We start from the raw sequence: 17,286 nt of genomic DNA, 5'->3' as shown, positions 1-17,286 counted from the left end.
GGTTTTGGTTAGTAACCGCTAACTAGCCTACTGCCAAAGCGGCGCTGATGGCATCGCCGATTTGCGCGGTGGTGCGGGAGGCACTCCCTCGGGCTGCGACGTCGTCCTCCACCGCCTTTTGCACGCGGGCGGCGGCGTCCGCCAGGCCCAGGTGCTCCAGCAGCAGCGCCACGGACAGGATCGCCGCCGTGGGGTCGGCCTTCTGCTGGCCGGCGATGTCCGGGGCCGAGCCGTGGACCGGTTCGAACATCGACGGCGCGGTGCGGTCCATGTTGATATTGCCCGACGCCGCGAGGCCGATGCCGCCGGTGATCGCCGCGGCCAGGTCGGTGATGATGTCGCCGAACAGGTTGTCGGTGACGATCACGTCGAAGCGCGCCGGGTCGGTGACCATGAAGATGGTGGCCGCGTCGATGTGCAGGTAGTCGACCGCGACGTCTGGGAACTCAGCGCCGACGGTCTCCACGGTGCGGCGCCACAGGTGGCCGGCATGAACCAGCACATTGTGCTTGTGCACCAGCGTGAGCTTCTTGCGGCGGACCGAGGCGCGGCGGAACGCGTCGCGGACCACACGCTCCACACCGTAGGCGGTATTGACCGAAACCTCGGTGGCAATTTCGTGCGGCGTGCCCACCCGCAGCGCACCGCCGTTGCCCACGTACGGACCCTCGGTGCCTTCACGGACGACGACGAAGTCCACCTCGCCGGGGTTCGCCAGCGGGCTGGCCACCCCGGGCAGCAGCTTGGCCGGGCGCAGGTTCACGTAGTGGTCCAGCGAGAAGCGCAGCTTGAGCAGCATCTCCCGTTCGATGATGCCGGACGGGATGCGGGTGTCGCCGGGGGCGGCACCGACGGCGCCGAACAGGATGGCGTCATGCTTGCGGAGCTGCTCCAGCGTTTCCTCGGGCAGGGTCTCGCCGGTGGCCAGCCAATGCTCGGCGCCCAGCGGGTACTCGGTCAGCTCGAAGGTGGCATCGCCGCCGGCAGTTGCCGCCTCGAGGACCTTCACCGCCTCCGCCACGACCTCCGGACCGATGCCGTCGCCGGGGATGACTGCCAGGGAGAATGCCTTAGTTGCTGCGCTCATGGAATCATTTTAGGGAGGGCGTCCACATTCTGGGCAAACCGTCCCAATATGTGAACTGCTTGGCTGGTGTAGACCCCCTCCTAGCCAGCAGGATCAGACCTGGGCATGACGCGTTGGCCGGCGCGGACATCCTAAAGTTGTGGATCATGGGCGTGCACCACAGAATTTACCGCTGGCTACAGGCCAACACCGGCAAGGTCGACCTGATCCTGATGCTGCTGGCCCTGGTGGCGTTTGTGCTGCCGTATTTGGCGATGTCCCACCCGGCAGCGTTCGCCCTGTCCGCACTTCTGGTTGTCCCTCTCGCGTGGCGCCGTACGTATGCGTGGCAATCCGGCCTTGCGATGGCGGCGGCTGCGCTGCTCAACGTGGCTTTCATCGGCGAACCGCTGCCCGCGCAGGTGTTTGTGCTGGTCACCGTCTACTCCTTGGCGGCCTACGGCCCGCGCTGGGCCAGTCTGGGCGGCCTGGTGCTGGCGCTGTTGGGCGGAGCGATGTACGTGGTCCGTTACGGAATCACAGAACCGTTCACCGGAGGCACCGCGCCGTTCTACTTGCTCTTCCTCGTAGCAGTCGATGCCTTGGTGCTCGCCTGCTGGATGTTCGGCGACCTGGTGCGCAACCGCCGGCTGACCGTCCAGGCGCTGGAGGACCGGGCCCGCAGGCTGGAGGTGGAACGCCAGCAGGAACGCGATTTGGCCGCCGCGGACGAACGCAGCCACATCGCCCGCGAGATGCATGACATCGTGGCGCATTCGCTCTCCGTCATCATCACGCAGGCCGACGGCGCCCGGTACGCCAGCGCACAGGACCCCGCCATTGCCACTGGCACCTTGGCAACCATCGCGGAAACTGGGCGCACCTCGCTGCAGGACATGCGCCGGTTGCTTGGCGTGCTGCGCGGAGACGAAATCGCGTCCACCCGGCCGCTGCCGACGCTTGCCGACGTGGAAACCCTGGTGGACACCGTCCGCCGCTCCGGGCTGGACGTGCAGCTGGAACATTTCGGCCAGCCGAGGCGCTTGATGCCGGCGGGCGCCGAACTGACCGCGTACCGGGTGGTGCAGGAAGGCTTGACCAACGTCCTCAAGCACGCTGGGCCCGAGGCCTCCGCACAGGTGCGGCTCGAATGGACTGTCCGTGGCCTGGAACTGCAGATTAACGACGACGGCCGGGGCGCCGGCGCCGATCCGGCCACCGCGGGGAGCCAACAGGGCCTCACCGGAATGGCCGAACGGCTGGCGCTCTACGATGGAACGGTCGAAGCCTCACCCCGTACCGGCGGCGGATTCGCCGTCCGCGCCTTCATCCCGTACACCGAGGCCTGAGGCCAAGCGCCACTAGGCCCAACTGTCCCCAGCCCACCTGGCGCCCCAGCCGACCCAGAAAGATCGCGATGACCGACTCCCCAATCCGCGTTGCCCTCGTTGACGACCAGCAACTGGTCCGCGGCGGCTTCAAGATGCTGATCAACTCCCAGCCGGACCTGGAGGTAGTGGCCGAGGCAGGCGATGGGCGCGAAGCCGTGAGCGCGCTCGCGAAGGTGCGCGCCGACGTCGTGCTGATGGATGTGCGGATGCCGGGCATGGACGGGATTGAGGCGACCACCCGGCTGCTGGACACCGCCGCCGCACAGCCGGCCGGTTCGGACCGGGCGGAGCTGAAGGTGGTGGTGCTGACCACGTTCGACCTGGATGAGTATGCGCTGGCTGCCATCCAGGCCGGAGCCAGCGGGTTCCTGCTCAAGGACGCGCCGCCGGAGGAACTGCTGGGGGCCATCCGCACGGTGTACCGGGGCGACGCGGTGATCGCGCCGTCCACCACTCGGCGGCTGCTGGAACACGTGGCACCGCTGCTGCGCGCTCCGAGCCCGGCGGCCAGCCGAAGTCACGCGGCCGTCGAGTCGCTGACGCCCCGGGAGCGCGAAGTGTTTACGCTGATCGCGGAGGGACTGTCCAACCCGGAGATCGCCGGGCAGCTGTTCCTGTCCGAGGCGACGGTGAAGACCCACGTGGGTCACATCCTGGCCAAGCTCAACGCCCGCGACCGGGTGCAGGCCGTCCTGATCGCCTACGAAACCGGGGTTGTTGCGCCGTAGCGTGCCACGTCCGGGGCCCGATCGGTTCGAGCCACGGTCAGCCTGGCTTCAGCCGGCCGAGCTACCTCCGCCGGACTTCAGCCGGCCGAGCTACCTCCGGCCGGACTTCAGTCGGCCGAGCTCCCTCGTCCGAGCTACAGGTTGCCGTCTGCGAAGGAGTCGAAGATCTGGCGTGTCTTCGCATCCAGGGGCAGCATGAACTGGCCGTCTGCGCTGTACCCGAATGGCGGCTCGGGCACTTCGCCGCCGACCTTGCGCGGATCCGCCTTGTAGGCCCAGGCGCCGAGGGTCAGCGCCTGCTCCGCGGTCAGGTTGGTCTCCACCAGTGGATCGGCGGCGGAGAGCAGGTCGACGAGCCCGGCCGGACCGTTCATCTTTGCCAGGGCGGCGAATCCGAGCAGCAGGACGCCCTGGTGCGCTGAGCGGTCGAAGTCGCCACCCGGCAGGGTCTTTCGTTCGCGGGCGAAGTCCAGCGCGGTCTCGCCGTCGAGCTTGCTCTTTCCCGCCTTGACGTCAAGCACCGGGATGGGGGCGTCGACGGTAACTCCGCCTATTTCATCGACCAGGTTTTCGAAGCCCCTGAAACCGGTGAGGATGTAGCCCTCCATCTTCAGGCCTGTCACGTCCGTTACGACCTTCTGCTGCGCCTCGGGCCCACCCTGCATCATGGCCGCGTTGATTTTCGCGTGCCCGCCGTCTGGCATATTCACCCAGAGGTCGCGCGGAATGCCCAGGATGCCGCCGCCGCCCCTGCCGTCCACGCCGACCACCTGAAGGGCATCGGCTCGGGCTTCGCGAACTTTCTCGCCCTTACTCTTCTGGGCGTCGGAGCCGATGATCAGGACGTGGCGTTTGCCGCCAAGGACCGCTTTCTTAATGTCCAGCGACGGCCACCAGCCACCGACCGCGGTCCACGTGCCGTCCTTGTCGACGGCGAGGGTCACGTCCTTGCCCGACGTCAGGACGGCCATCTTCTGCTTGTTCCATTTGCCGGTGGCCGCCTTGACTGTGATCCTGGTGTCCACCGGTGTGCGGTCTGCGAGCGCAGCTGCGGTTCGCTTGTTGGCCTCCAGGTCGCCGCCCTCGTAGATGGCTGTAGCAAGTTTGGCCAGCGCGGCCGGCATGTCCCCCGTCTCCACTCCGGTGACGGGTGTGGGCGTCGCCGCGGCCGACGTCAGCGGGCGGGCCGGCTCGTCCTTCGCGGCGCAGCCGGTCAGGACCAGCAGGGAGACAAGGGGCAGGGCTGCAATCCGGGCGAGCTTCATGCCCTCCATATTCCACGCCGCCCCGTCCAGATCAAAAGGTTTCACCAGTTGCGGCGTGTCCCGGTCCGCCGAGCCGAGGACAACGCTGACCATCTGGCCGTGAGGCATCCACCGGTGTCTTCGAAATCCCCGGCTGTGGGCGGCGTTCCCGCACGAGATCCCCCTTGCCTTCCAGATCGCCTGCTATAGGGGGTGGTCTCGAAGCCAACCCTGACGCGGCGGTTCACGCGTCTGCCGGGCACGGCTTCTCCACCCTGGGTATGAGCGGGGCGGCAGCGAATACCAGCCCGGCGGCGGATCCGGACCGGGGTGCCGATTCCATACCGTAGGGCTATGACCACAAGAACCGAGCAATCACTCGCCGGCACCGCCCCGGACGGCGCCGCCTCGGCCGCGGCCACGCGCGGCCTGAACAAGACCTACGGCACCGGCGATACCCGCGTGCACGCCCTCAAGGATGTGGACGCCAGCTTCGACGCCGGCAAGTTCACCGCGATCATGGGCCCGTCCGGATCCGGCAAGTCCACCCTGATGCACTGCCTGGCCGGGCTGGACACCGCCGATTCGGGCAACATCTGGATTGGCGGCACCGAAATCACCGGACTCAGCGACTCCCAGCTGACCAAACTGCGCCGCGAGCGCGTCGGGTTCGTGTTCCAGGCGTTCAACCTGGTCTCCACGCTGACCGCGGAGCAGAACATCACGCTGCCCATCTCGCTGGCCAACGGCACGGTGGACAAGGATTGGTTCAGCTATGTCACCAAGACGCTGGGCCTGACCGACCGGCTGGCGCACCGCCCGCACGAGCTGTCCGGCGGACAGCAGCAGCGAGTGGCCGTGGCCCGGGCGCTGCTGACCCGCCCGGATGTGGTGTTCGGCGACGAGCCCACCGGCAACCTCGACTCGAAGGTGGGCGCCGAAGTGCTCTCGCTGCTGCGCCGGTCCTGCCAGGAGATGGGCCAGTCCATCATCATGGTCACGCACGATCCGGTGGCCGCCTCCTACGCGGACCGCGTGGTGCTGATGAACGACGGCGCCCTGGTCGGCGAGCTGGACCGCCCGGACACCGACACGATCCTGGCCGCCTTGGCCAAGCTGGGGGCCTAGGCCATGTTGCAGGTAGCACTCGCGCAGCTGCGGCAACACGCGCGGCGGTTCATCGCCGTCGGGCTTGCCGTGGTGATGGCGGTGGGTTTCCTGACCGCCACGCTGATGGTCAATGCGTCCACGGAGGCATCGCTGGGCAACAGCATCGGCGCCACTTTTCGCAACGCCGACCTGGTGGTTTCGGAGGGCCCGGACAAGCAACTGGATGGCTCCGCGCTCGATGCAGTCACCGGCGCGGCGGGCGTGGGCGAGGTCTACGCGCACCGGCAGGCGTCCATCGCTTTCGGCTCCGCCGCCGGCGCCAGCTATGGCGCGTTGCAGAACACCGCGCCGGCCGGTCTGGAAAACCTGGAGCTGCTGGACGGTGCGCTCCCCGGCGACGGCGAGGTGGCAGTGGACGCCGGAACCGCGGAGAAACAGGGACTGTCCGTGGGCGACAAGCTGGAACTGGCTCCGCCAGCCGGCATGGTCGCCGCCGAGGACGTGGCTGCCGCCGGAACCGCGCTGACGGTCACCGGCATCGTCAAGCCGTCCAAGGACCCGTTCATGATGGTCCAGCCTCAGCTCTTCGCCACTGACGCCCTGCAGCAGCAGCTGGCGGGCGCGGACAATTCGTGGCTGCGCAACATCCAGTTTGATCTGGCCGCCGGCGCCGACACCGCCGCCGTCAAGGACACGGTAACCGCCGCACTGGCCGACGCCGGGTTCCCGGAAGCCTCGGTGAACACCGCAGCCGATCAGACCAAGGAAGTGGTGGCCAGCCTGACCGGCGGCGCCGACCAGCTGACCATTGTCCTGTTGGCGTTCGCGCTGGTGGCGCTGCTGGTCTCTGCCCTGGTGGTGGCCAATACCTTCTCAGTGCTGATTGCCCAGCGGACCCGCGAGCTGGCCCTGCTGCGCTGCATCGGTGCCGACCGCGGGCAGATCCGCCAGTCGGTGCTGGCCGAGGCCGTGCTGGTGGGCATCAGTGCCTCGGTGGTGGGCGTGCTCGGCGCCGTGGGCCTGATGGCCGGCATCATCACCGTGCTCCAGGGCCAGCCCGACACCGAGTTCGCCACGCTGGCCGTTCCGCCGTACGCCGTCATCATCGGCCTGGTGGTCGGCATCCTGATGACGGTGCTGGCCGCGCTGGCTCCGGCCCGCGCCGCCACGCGCGTGGCCCCGCTGGCAGCCCTGCGGCCGGCGGACGAGGCCCGCGCAGGCAACAGCAAGGGCAAGGTCCGACTCGCGGTGGGCCTCGCACTCGCGGTGGGCGGCGCCGTCGTGCTCGCGCTGGGGGCAGTGTCGGCGGACCTGCTGATCGCCCTGCCGGGCGGAATGCTGTCCTTCATCGGGCTGCTCATGTGTGCCACGCTGTTCATCCCGCCGCTGGTCACCGCCGTCGGCACCCTGGCGAAGCCGGCCGGCGTCCCGGGCAAACTGGCGGCGGTCAACGCCGTGCGCAACCCCGGCCGCACGTCCGCCACCGCCACCGCGCTGCTGATCGGCGTGACGTTGGTGGCGATGATGATGACCGGCGCGCAGACCGCGCGGACCGCCTTCGACGGCCAGTTGGGCGCGGAGTACCCGGTGGACCTGTCAGTCGGCGACCTCACGTCGGCGGGGCGGCCGCTGGATGCATCGGCTGCGGCCACCGCTGTGAATTACGACGGCGTTGCGGCCGCCGGCTTGGTGACGAACGGCGGTTACGCCGAGGTGCACGGGTCGCGCACCGGGGTGTACCAGCTGGCGCCGGAGCAGTTGGCCCTGCTGCAGGATAAGACGCTGGTGCTGGACGGGAACACCGTGCTGATGCCGCAGGGCTCCGAACTGAAGACCCTGACGGTCTCCGGCAGCAAAGGCTCCAAGGAGCTGACCGTAGTGGAGGCCGACAGCTGGACGCTGCCGCCGCTGATCTCCTCCGCCGTGGCCACGGAGATCGGCGTGCCGGAACTGCCCGCCGCCGACAGCGAGGACTACTACTCGTCCTTGCCGCAGCTGTGGGTCTCGGTGGACCGCGATCTGGACTCGTGGGCGCTGCTCGACCTGCGCAGCCAACTGGCCGCCGGACTGGAGGTGAACGAATACCAGATCTCCGGCGCCGCGGTGGAACGGGCCGCGTTCAACCAGGTGATCGACGTGCTGCTGCTGGTGGTCACCGGGCTGCTGGCCGTGGCCGTGCTGATCGCGCTGGTCGGTGTGGCGAACACGCTCTCGCTCTCCGTGCTGGAGCGCACGCAGGAGTCCTCGCTGCTCCGGGCGCTGGGACTGACCAAGTCGCAGCTGCGCGGCATGCTGGCGCTGGAGGCGGTGCTGATCGCCGGCGTCGCCGCGCTGATCGGCGCTGTGCTGGGCGCGGTGTACGGCTGGCTCGGCGCGCAGTCGGCGCTGGGGGCATTCGCCACCGTGGTGCCGGATGTCCCGTGGCTGCAGCTGCTGGCCGTGCTGGCCGTCGCCGTGGTGGCCGGACTGCTGGCCTCCGTGATGCCGGCCCGCCGCGCCGCCCGCCTCTCCCCCGTGGAGGGCATGGCCACGGTCTAGCAGGGAGCTGGGTAAGGCGGTCCGGGACTAGGTTTAAGGTCCCCGGACCGCCTTACGAGTCCTAGGGTGCAGGAGCAGATACTTATTGGACGTGGTACCACGGGGGTGTTGCTCTACGGAGCGTCGCCCTGTGACCGCGAAGCCGCTACCGCGTGTAGAACGCCTGCAGCAGTGCTTCGTTTGATTCTTTGATGTGTTCGGCCATGGCGGCCGCAGCTGCCTCGTCGTCGTTGTTCGCCACCGCATCGAGAATGCTTTGGTGCGCTGCCTGCTCTGTTGCCGAATAGAGGTGCTGGACTGCTCCGGGCATCAGGTGGTGGATGCGGGTGGTTTCGTCGTAAAGCCCTCCCACCAATCCCATAGCGCGCTGGTTCATTGATGCACGGACGCACAGCATATGAAACTCCCGGGCCGCCGATGTGCGATCGACCAGGGACGCCCCTTCATCGAATTGCTTGGCCAATTGGACGCGCAGAGCCTCGACGATCTCTTCGGAAGAGTTGAGGGCGGCCGCAGCGGCCAAGGGCGGTTCCAGCATCAATCGAAGATCCATCACATCGCGCACATCAGCGAAGCCCATGCTGCGAATCAGATAACCGCGGTGGGGCAGCACCGACATAAGCCCCTCCACGACGAGCATCTGCAGTGCCTCGCGGACCGGCGTCTTGGAGACCTCGTATTCACGGGCTAGGTCGGCCTCAATAACCACGGCGCCAGGCCGAAGCACGGCGGTGATAATGTCGCCCCGGATCGCCTGATAGAGCTGCTGCGTAAGGGACACTTTGGCCGGTCTAGGCATGCCGCGGACGCCCTCGCTGTCAGTCACGGTTGTCATCCTGGCCCTCCATGAGCTTTTGAAGCATAGGTAAAATCCTAAGGCCGCCGGGCAAGCCACGGCGGCCTTAATGGCCATGTCTGAAGTGCTGCGGCCTAGAAGTAACCGTTGTCGTTGATCGGCGGGTAGATTTCCCGCGGAATCGGCTGGACTACGTCCCAGTGCTCAACGATCTTGCCGTTTTCGGTGCGGAAGATGTCGACGATGGCACGGCCTTCTTCTCCCGGAACGCGTACCGAATGAACGTGCAAAGCAACCAGGTCGCCGTCAGCGATGACCCGTTTGACCTCGTTCCGGCCATCCGGAAAGTTGTCTCGCAGGAATGTCACGAAGCGCCGAAATGCGTCGGGCCCGTCCGCCACCCAGGGATTGTGCTGGATATAGGTTTCGCCGATGTAGGCCATAGCGCCCTCGACATCACGGTTATTGTACTTTTCGTAGAATTCTACAACGAGGTTCTTGCTATCAATGGTCATTTAATTGAGTCCTTCCGTATAAGGGAATGTCGGGCACCTATGAGGGGGCTAGGCGGTTCTTTTATTCAAGACGCTGTCCTCGGGGTATTGGTCTAGATTCATGCAAAGTGGAGCATGCAGTTGGCCCTGTCGAAGGTCCGTAATCGTGGCCGCACCGAGCAACTGCATGGCGTTGCGCGTCTCATCGGAGAGGATCTGCAGGACACGCTCCACGCCGGGTTGGCCGCCGGCCATCAGACCGTACAGGAATGCGCGTCCGACGTGCACGAAATCCGCTCCGGCCGCCAGTGCAGCAGCCACGTCCAGCCCCGAGCGTATGCCGGAGTCGAGGATTAGCGGCCGGTGCGGCCCTACGGCGGCACGGATTTCGGCAATAACGTCAATGGGGGCGACGGTTCGGTCCATCTGGCGCCCGCCATGATTGGAGACCCAGACAGCATCGGCGCCGTGGTCGAAAGCGGTACGTGCGTCGTCGGGATGGAGCACGCCTTTGATAATCAGATTCTTTGGCCATTGCTCCCGCAGCCAGTCCAGGTCATCAAAGGAGAGCTGAGGGTCAAACATGCTGCTGACAAGTTCGGAAATGGAGTTGGTGCTTTCGCTGAAGTTCGCCAGCTTCGGAGCACCGTTGGCCAGAAATCTCAGTGCCCAGCCCGGATGACGCGCCGTGTCGAAGAAAGTGTCTACCCGAAGCTTGGGCGGGAGCGCCAAACCATTCCGATCATCGCGCAACCGCCGCCCGGCCACAGCTGTGTCAACGGTCAGAACCAGTGATTCATACCCGTGGTTTAGGGCTCGCCGGATCAGGTCCAGCGATTTGGCCCGGTCAGTGCGCAGATACAGCTGAAACCAACGCCGCGAATCCGGCGCTGCCGCGGCGACATCCTCGATACTGCTGGTGGCCATGGTCGAAACGCTGAAGGGCACACCGAACGCTGCCGCCGCGCGGGCTACCGCCTTCTCGCCCTCCGGGTGCGACAGTCCCGTCAGACCTGTCGGGGCCAACCCGATCGGCAACTTGGTTCGTCCGCCAAGCAGTTCGGCGGACAGATCTGGCTGACCGACCGGGCGCAGCACCCGGGGTGCAAAGCGATGGCCGGCAAAGGCTGTCTGGTTGTAGGCGACCGATTCTTCGCGGAAGGACCCGCCGTCGACGTAGTCGAAAACGAAGCGCGGGGTACGGCGTCGTGCCAGTTCTCGAACATCTCCAATGTCACGTGCCGCGTGCAGCGCGCTGGCCGTGGTCGGCAACGCCGGTGCCTGAAGCTGCACCAAACTGCTGAAATCCCTGATTCGTGTTCTTAGACTCATCGTCCGCTTTCAATCTCGCCTATGTAGCGCGCCGTGCGCCTTCTGCGCTGTCAGTCTGAGTGTCCAGACGGGACCGGCCGCTGGGCCGGACCCGCCTGGACCGGTGGGACTAGCGTCCGTTGATGTAGAAGTCGCTGTTTTCCAGCCCGTTCTCCTCCAGGACACGTGCGGCGGTGCCGTCTTCCTTGACGCGCTCGTAGAAGTCGTCGATGGCTGCGGTGAATTCGGGCACGTCCTTGGTGTGCGGCCAGTTATTCTCAAGCAGACCGGTCAGTATCGGGTAATCCGCATCTTCTTCAATGACTTCCGTGCCGAACTCGGGATTGGTGGAGCTGTGGAAAGTTCCCTGCATCGTCTGCCATACCAGAGCGTCTACACGGCCAGCGGTCAGATCTTCGAAAGCATTGACGTCGTTCTGGTATTCCTCTACCAGCTCCGCTCCCAGGGCCTCTTTAGCCGGCGCGACATAAGTGGAACCTGAAATCAACCCCACTTTTTTGCCCTTCAGGTCATCGACGCTGTTGTAGCCTTCTTTGGAGGTGATACCAACAGTTTCATACGTGATGTATCCCTTGCTCTGGCCGAAGATCTCGCCACGAGCCTCGCTCTTGAGGATCAACCCGCCCATCATGTCCGATTTGCCGTCTTTGAGGTCCAGCTGGGCGGCAGGACCGGTCATCGGCTTGAACTCGACCGTTAGGCAGTTCTCCTCGGCGAAAAGCGAGATGAGTTCGGCATCCACCCCTTCGAAGGGGCCGCTGTTGGACAGTGCATGGAACTTCGGCGGCGAGTTGAACGCCGCCACGCTGAGGACGCCCTCGGTAATAGTGGGAAACTCGTGCTTGGGCACGCAGTCCGGATCGACTTTTGCGGTTGCCGGCTGGCCTGCGCCGCCGCAGGCAGCGAGCGAAAGCATCACGGTGAGCAGGCCCCCGGTGAGGGCGGCGCGGCGATAGTTTTTCTGTGACATAAGGATGTCCCCCTTTGGACGTTGTCGTTCGCTTAATTCAGGTTTGTTGGGTTTGTGGTTCAGATTCGCTGCTATGGCTCATCAGATTCGCGTTATGGCCCTGCTCCGGGTCCGTTTGGCGGGAACCGGGCGACCGGAAATTCGTGCAGCGCGTCGTTCGGCAACTACTTCCAGCCAGGCCATTGCGCTGGTGACCACCAGATAGAGCAAGGCGGCAGTCAGCAGTTCAGGCAACATCTGAAAGGTCGTGATGCCTCGGGAGTACGCCTCGCCCATGAGTTCCTTGCCACCGATGGCATATGCCAGCGCGGTGCCTTGGAAAGCGATGATTACGATCCCCAGGATCGGCGGAACCACCACACGCAATACGTGCGGCACGATGATCCGCTGGGTGATCTGGGTCTTTCCCATTGCCAGAGCGGACGCTGCTTCCAACTGGCCTTTGGGCACGCTGGCGATCGTGGCTCTGAAGATCTCTGCAGTGTAGGCCGCGACGGTTACGCCGAAGGCGACGGTAATGGATGTAAACCGGTCCAGGTCGACCGCCTTGGCTAGGCCGAAGTAGACCAAGTAGAGGGTCAGCAGAGCCGGAAACCCGCGAAAGACCTCCACGAGCACCATGACTACGTACCTAAGCCATTTGCGCTGGCCATTGAGCGCCAACCCTGCCAAGAAGCCCAGCGGTATGCCGACGGCGACGGCCGCTGCGGTCATTTGTAATGAGACCCACAGCCCCGGCAGCAACCCCAGAAGCGAATCGGTGAAATCGAACATCAAACCGCTACCCCTTTCGAGGCCTTCGCATCGATCCAGCGGGCCAAGAAACCGACCGGCACGGTGAAGGCAAGGTAAACAAGGCCGATGATGACGAACGAACCGACTGCGGGCGCACCGATCTGCACGGCGTTGTAGGCGTAGAAGACCATTTCATTCGCCCCGATGATGGAGGCAATGGCTGTATTCTTCAACAGCGTGATGGAGTAGGCCGCCGTCGACGCAATCATGATCGGGATGGCCTGCGGCAGAATCACCCGGCGCATAGATTCGAACCGGGACAGCGAAACAGCACTCGCGGCCTCCCACTGCCCGCGCGGTACCGCATCCAGTCCAGCGCGAATGCTGTCGCCTACATAGGCAGAGTTGACGATCCCGAGTCCGACGATGGCCGCGATGACCGGCACCTCGGAAATGATTCCGAGCGAAAGACCGAAATAGATGATGATCAGCCAAGCGACGGGCGGAATACCGCGGGCCAGTCCAACCCACAACGCCCCAAGGAATTTGAGCAGTGCATTCTCGGATCGGCGCAGCACAGCCACGGGCACGGCCAAGATAATAGACAGGACAAGCGCCCCGACCCATATCTGCAGGGTGACAAGTAGGCCTTCAACAACGTAGCTCGGATCAAGCATTCAGACGACCCCGCCGACCGCTTGGACAAACCGCTGTGTGCGGGGATGCTGTGGGGCCGAAAGCACCTGGGCCGGCGGGCCGATTTCCAGGACTTCACCGTCCGCGATGAACATGACACGGTCCGCGGCTTCCTCGGCGAACTGGATCTCGTGGGTCACCATGAGCATTGTCATGCCCGACTGTGCAAGGTCCCGCATGACATGGAGCACCTCGATACGCATTTCCGGGTCGATGGCCGAGGTCGGCTCGTCGAAGAGCATGATCTTCGGATCCAGCGCCAGCGCCCTGGCAATCGCAACTCGCTGCTGCTGACCGCCGGACAGCTGCGCCGGATGCTTATGCATATGATCTTGGAGCCCAACCCGCTCAAGAAGTTCGTGTGACCGCACGGTAGCTTCTGCCAAGCTGCGGCCCAGCGAACGGCGCTGGGCCAGGTTCACATTCTCGAGGGCGGTATAGGTCGCAAACAAGTTGAAGGACTGGAAAACCATCCCCACCTGCTTCCGCAACTCGCGAACCGACCGGTCCGGCGTTTTTGTACCAGCATGGAAGACCTGCTGCCCCAACACCTCAAGCGAACCGCCGTCCGGTGTTTCCAACAGATTCAGGCAGCGAATGAAGGTGCTTTTGCCTGAGCCGCTGGGCCCGATGATGGCAATTTGCTCGCCTTCGTGGACTTCGAGGTCAATGCCTCGCAGGATTTCCTTCTCGCCGAAGGTCTTGCGGATCCCCTTTGCGGAGAGGGTGATGGGCTTTCCTTGACTGTTCATGCTTGCTCTTTCGACGTCGCAATTCTTGGTAACGATTCGCTAGCTGTATGTGCGGCGCCGATCACCGGACGGACGGTCTCCGGGCCTCGGAGGAAGTCAAAGTCGCAACCTCGGTCTGGTTGGAGGACATGCTGGCTGTGCAGCCAGGCAAAACCCCTTTCCGCCACGGCCCGCTTTGGTGCCGGTTCTCGAGCGGAAAACTCTGCCTCGGGAACCAGATGGCGCAGCGCTCCGGCGGCCACATCGATTTCCACCTCATCGCCGTCCCGGAGATAGGCAAGTGGTCCGCCAGCAGCCGATTCCGGCGCTACGTGCAGCACGACGGTCCCGGTCGAGGTCCCGCTCATACGCGCATCTGATATGCGCAGCATGTCCGTTACACCGAGACGGTGAAGTTTGGCTGGAATCGGGATGTGCCCGACTTCGGGCATACCCGGTGCGCCGAGAACCCCCATTCCGCGCAGCACGAGAATGCTGTCGGCGGTCACCGGCAGATCGGCGTCGTCGATTCTTGCGTTGAGGTCCTCTATGCCATCGAAGATCGTTACCCGCCCCCGGTGCTTGAGCAGACCGGAGGCCGTGGGTCCGACGACCTTGATCACGGCCCCGGAGGGTGCCAGGTTTCCTTCCAGCATCCGGAGTGAGCCAGTAAGCTGCAGCGGTTCGGCGGCACTGGCAATGGCATCGCTTTCGGGAAAAACACGTGAATCGAGTTCCTCGCCCCAGTGCCGGCCGGTCGCGGTGGCTGCCGTCAAATGCAGTTTGGTGCGGATTCGATCCATCACAGCAGGTACGCCTCCGGCTGCTTCCAGTTCCGGCAAGGTATGCACGCCACCTGGGCGAACATTGGTGATGAAGGGCGTATCACGCGACCAATCGTTGAACCGGTCCCTACCGATGGTCAATCCGGCGCGGCCGGCAATCGCTTCGAGATGGATCAGGCTGTTGGTGGATCCACCAAGGGCGATGACGGTTCGGAATGCGTTTTCCAGCGACTCGATAGTGACCTGATCTCGCGGCTGTTGCTGACGTCGGACCGCAGCGACAGCCTCTATGCCCGTCCGGCGAGCCATGGATTTACGGACCTCGGTCACAGCATCGGGCAGCGAACTGCCAGGGAGTGCGAAGCCTAGGACCTCGGCGATGGCCGCCATCGTGCTAGCGGTACCCATCACGTTGCAGGTACCAACACTGACGTTGATGTTGCCTTCAAGATCGCACCATTCGGCATCGTCCATCTCGCCGACCCTGCGCCGGTCGCAGAGCGGCCATGCGTCGTCGACGGTGAACTGGCGGTTCGCGCCGTGACAGGAGACCGAGCGTGGCCCGGCCGTGACCATCAGGGCCGGCTTTCCCGCACTGATCGCTCCCATGAGCTGGGCCGGAACCGTCTTGTCACAGCCGCCAAGAAGTACCACTCCGTCGATGGGAGCGGTGGTGATCATTTCCTCCACGTCCATGGACATCAAGTTGCGCAGGTACAAACTTGTGGGCCGTGTGAAAGGCTCCGAAATGGAGATCGTGGGAAATTCCAGCGGAAGACCGCCAGCCTTGCGCACGCCTTCCTTTACATAGGTGCTCAGCTCGCTAAGCCCGCGATTGCACGGGTTCAAGTCACTTGCACTGTTGGCGATGCCGATGACCGGGCTGCGACGGACGTCCTCCGCGCTCAGACCCATTCCGCGCAAAAAGGCGCGGTGCATCAGCCCGTCCTGCCCTTCATCACGGAACATTGCTCCACCGTCAGCGTGGATACCGCGCTGAGACATGTACACCTCATCATGTGACCCGAATTACAATATGATGGAAATATATCTTGGTAATCCGAATGATACAAGTCACATTCACACAGGGAGATTTCATGAACTTTCAGGACCGCCGCGTCGATAGGCACGGGCTAGCTTTCCTAGGCCCGCAAGACTCTCCTCTGGCGGAGGGAATCCGGCGTTCAGGAGGCACATTGGTTCGGAGACGGCCGGCAGGTGTCGTCGTCGACTACTCCACGACGCCTTCCGAACTGCACCAGTTGGTACGGGAAGAACGTGGCATCCGGTGGGTACAGCTCCCGACTGCAGGCATCGAAGCCTTCGCCGACTCACTGGCTGAACGCCCGGACGTTGTTTGGACGAGCGCCAAGGGGGCGTATGCGAAACCCGTGGCCGAGCACGCCCTGGCTCTGTTGCTGGCACTGCTTCGGGACCTACCCAAGAGAGTGGTGGCACGCAGTTGGGCGGAGCGTTCCGGGCGTAGCCTTCACGGCATGAATGCTGTTGTTGTCGGAGCCGGGGGCGTCGCCATCGAGACCATCCGACTGTTGGAAGTTTTCGACGTCAACGTCACCGTCGTGCGGAGACTTCCGGATCCGGTGTCCGGCGCCAGCCGCACCATCGGCATCAATGAACTGCCGGGGGTACTTCCCGACGCCGACGTGGTGATACTCGCAGCCTCGCTTACGCCTGCGACACGAGGACTGTTCGGAGCGGCGGAGTTCTCGCTGATGAAGGAATCGGCTGTGCTGGTCAATATCGCCCGAGGAGGACTGGTGGACACCGACGCACTGGTGGCTGCGTTGCGGCAGGGCGCCATCGCAGGAGCCGGCTTAGACGTGACAGATCCGGAACCCCTCCCTGACGGGCATCCGCTCTGGGACGAGCCTGCCTGTCTGATAACGCCACACTCCGCAGACACCATGGACATGATCATGCCCCTCTACCGCAGCCGCATCGAGACAAACGTTCAGCGGTTCCTCAATGGACATGAACTTGACGGCCTCGTGGATGCCGAAGCTGGATACTGATTCTCCGATTCTGACTCAGCCTCGAGCGCGATGACCCTCTCATCCCGCGCTGCAGTGGGCACCTGCGCTGTCGCCTCATCGAAGAGTCAGCGGGCCCCTTCTCACGCTTGGGGAAGGGGCCCGCTGACTAGTGAGTTGGCGGCGGCGGACGGTCAGGGCGGGATGCGGGCGCGTCCGGCAAGTGATGGCGGGCTGCGTGCCGCGCGGCGGCCGGCGGGCTCACCTTGCCCATTCGGTCTGCATCTGGGCGACGGGGTGGATGTTGACCATTTTTACGCCGTCGGCGGTGGTGGCCGTGAACTCATGCCAGGTATGGGCGGGGATGACAATCACGGTCTCGGACGTTGCATGGCCGGACTCGCCGTCGATGGTGAAGTCGATCTCGCCGTCGAGCAGGACAAAGATCTCTTCATACGGGTGGCGGTGGCGTTCGGCGCCGCGGGAGTTGACGAAGAAGGACGCGTGCGCGCCGTGTTCGGAGCCGTGGAAAACGGCGGCGCCCGCGGCAGGACGCAGACCAGCGAACGACAGCGTCTTGTAAGTCATCGGAACATCCTTCCGCCATGGAGTAGCCGACACTCTACCGATTGGGCGACCGCGGGCCTAGGGAACAGCAATCTGGACGTGCTCCTCCCCC

Annotated in this window: 16 protein-coding genes; 5 read left to right on the top strand and 11 right to left on the bottom strand. The window is 64.5% G+C overall.

Annotation, left to right across the window (positions count from 1 at the left end):
• Window positions 1-22 precede the first annotated feature (22 nt).
• A complete protein-coding gene (locus MNQ99_RS08270) occupies window positions 23-1,087 on the bottom strand; it encodes a 3-isopropylmalate dehydrogenase (protein ID WP_127511557.1) in 1,065 nt (354 codons plus the stop codon).
• Window positions 1,088-1,233: 146 nt separating this feature from the next.
• On the opposite strand from MNQ99_RS08270, the gene MNQ99_RS08265 reads away from it, so the two are divergent.
• Both MNQ99_RS08265 and MNQ99_RS08260 read left to right on the top strand, forming a co-directional pair.
• Window positions 1,234-2,415, top strand: coding sequence for a sensor histidine kinase (locus MNQ99_RS08265; RefSeq protein WP_127511556.1), 1,182 nt, complete (start codon window positions 1,234-1,236; stop codon window positions 2,413-2,415).
• 68 nt (window positions 2,416-2,483) lie between these two features.
• A complete protein-coding gene (locus MNQ99_RS08260) occupies window positions 2,484-3,185 on the top strand; it encodes a response regulator (RefSeq protein ID WP_127511555.1) in 702 nt (233 codons plus the stop codon).
• 134 nt (window positions 3,186-3,319) lie between these two features.
• Here MNQ99_RS08260 and MNQ99_RS08255 read toward each other — a convergent pair whose 3' ends face one another.
• Window positions 3,320-4,558, bottom strand: coding sequence for an LCP family protein (locus tag MNQ99_RS08255; protein WP_241915080.1), 1,239 nt, complete (start codon window positions 4,556-4,558; stop codon window positions 3,320-3,322).
• A gap of 225 nt (window positions 4,559-4,783) precedes the next feature.
• On the opposite strand from MNQ99_RS08255, the gene MNQ99_RS08250 reads away from it, so the two are divergent.
• Window positions 4,784-5,557, top strand: a complete 774-nt coding sequence (locus MNQ99_RS08250) for an ABC transporter ATP-binding protein (protein ID WP_241915079.1) — start codon at window positions 4,784-4,786, stop codon at window positions 5,555-5,557.
• 3 nt (window positions 5,558-5,560) lie between these two features.
• Entirely contained in the window at window positions 5,561-8,077 is a 2,517-nt protein-coding gene (locus MNQ99_RS08245; protein WP_241915078.1) for an ABC transporter permease, read from the top strand.
• Window positions 8,078-8,222: 145 nt separating this feature from the next.
• On the opposite strand, the gene MNQ99_RS08240 is transcribed toward MNQ99_RS08245, so the two are convergent.
• From MNQ99_RS08240 to MNQ99_RS08205, 8 genes are all read right to left on the bottom strand, one after another.
• Window positions 8,223-8,903, bottom strand: a complete 681-nt coding sequence (locus MNQ99_RS08240; protein WP_241915077.1) for a GntR family transcriptional regulator — start codon at window positions 8,901-8,903, stop codon at window positions 8,223-8,225.
• Between the two features lie 104 nt (window positions 8,904-9,007).
• The gene (locus MNQ99_RS08235) at window positions 9,008-9,388 is read right to left on the bottom strand and encodes a nuclear transport factor 2 family protein (RefSeq protein WP_241915076.1); all 381 of its coding nucleotides are present in this window, start codon (window positions 9,386-9,388) and stop codon (window positions 9,008-9,010) included.
• Between the two features lie 48 nt (window positions 9,389-9,436).
• Window positions 9,437-10,699: an alpha-hydroxy acid oxidase gene (locus tag MNQ99_RS08230; RefSeq protein WP_241915075.1), complete on the bottom strand. Its 1,263-nt coding sequence runs from the start codon at window positions 10,697-10,699 to the stop codon at window positions 9,437-9,439.
• Window positions 10,700-10,808: 109 nt separating this feature from the next.
• Complete coding sequence (locus MNQ99_RS08225; protein WP_241915074.1) at window positions 10,809-11,669, bottom strand: substrate-binding periplasmic protein; 861 nt, start codon at window positions 11,667-11,669, stop codon at window positions 10,809-10,811.
• Between the two features lie 81 nt (window positions 11,670-11,750).
• Window positions 11,751-12,443, bottom strand: a complete 693-nt coding sequence (locus MNQ99_RS08220) for an amino acid ABC transporter permease (RefSeq protein WP_241915073.1) — start codon at window positions 12,441-12,443, stop codon at window positions 11,751-11,753.
• Complete coding sequence (locus MNQ99_RS08215) at window positions 12,443-13,081, bottom strand: amino acid ABC transporter permease (RefSeq protein WP_241915072.1); 639 nt, start codon at window positions 13,079-13,081, stop codon at window positions 12,443-12,445. The genes MNQ99_RS08220 and MNQ99_RS08215 overlap by 1 nt, the downstream gene beginning before the upstream one ends.
• A complete protein-coding gene (locus MNQ99_RS08210; RefSeq protein WP_241915071.1) occupies window positions 13,082-13,852 on the bottom strand; it encodes an amino acid ABC transporter ATP-binding protein in 771 nt (256 codons plus the stop codon).
• Window positions 13,849-15,585 carry a dihydroxy-acid dehydratase gene (locus tag MNQ99_RS08205; protein ID WP_241915070.1) on the bottom strand — a complete coding sequence of 579 codons (1,737 nt, stop codon included), beginning with the start codon at window positions 15,583-15,585 and terminating at the stop codon, window positions 13,849-13,851. Before MNQ99_RS08205 ends, MNQ99_RS08210 begins: the two co-directional genes overlap by 4 nt.
• Before the next feature lie 227 nt (window positions 15,586-15,812).
• Between MNQ99_RS08205 and MNQ99_RS08200 the strand changes: the two genes are divergently transcribed.
• Window positions 15,813-16,649 carry an NAD(P)-dependent oxidoreductase gene (locus MNQ99_RS08200; RefSeq protein WP_422387509.1) on the top strand — a complete coding sequence of 279 codons (837 nt, stop codon included), beginning with the start codon at window positions 15,813-15,815 and terminating at the stop codon, window positions 16,647-16,649.
• A 219-nt stretch (window positions 16,650-16,868) separates the two neighbouring features.
• Here the strand turns inward: MNQ99_RS08200 and MNQ99_RS08195 are convergent, their stop codons facing one another.
• On the bottom strand, window positions 16,869-17,195 hold the full coding sequence (locus tag MNQ99_RS08195) for a cupin domain-containing protein (protein WP_127511551.1): 327 nt from the start codon (window positions 17,193-17,195) through the stop codon (window positions 16,869-16,871).
• Window positions 17,196-17,286 lie beyond the last annotated feature (91 nt).

This window comes from Arthrobacter sulfonylureivorans, from assembly GCF_022637435.1.
Classification (GTDB): domain Bacteria; phylum Actinomycetota; class Actinomycetes; order Actinomycetales; family Micrococcaceae; genus Crystallibacter; species Crystallibacter sulfonylureivorans.
The sequence above is the reverse complement of the archived record's forward strand: the minus strand, read 5'-3'. Positions and strand labels throughout refer to the sequence as shown.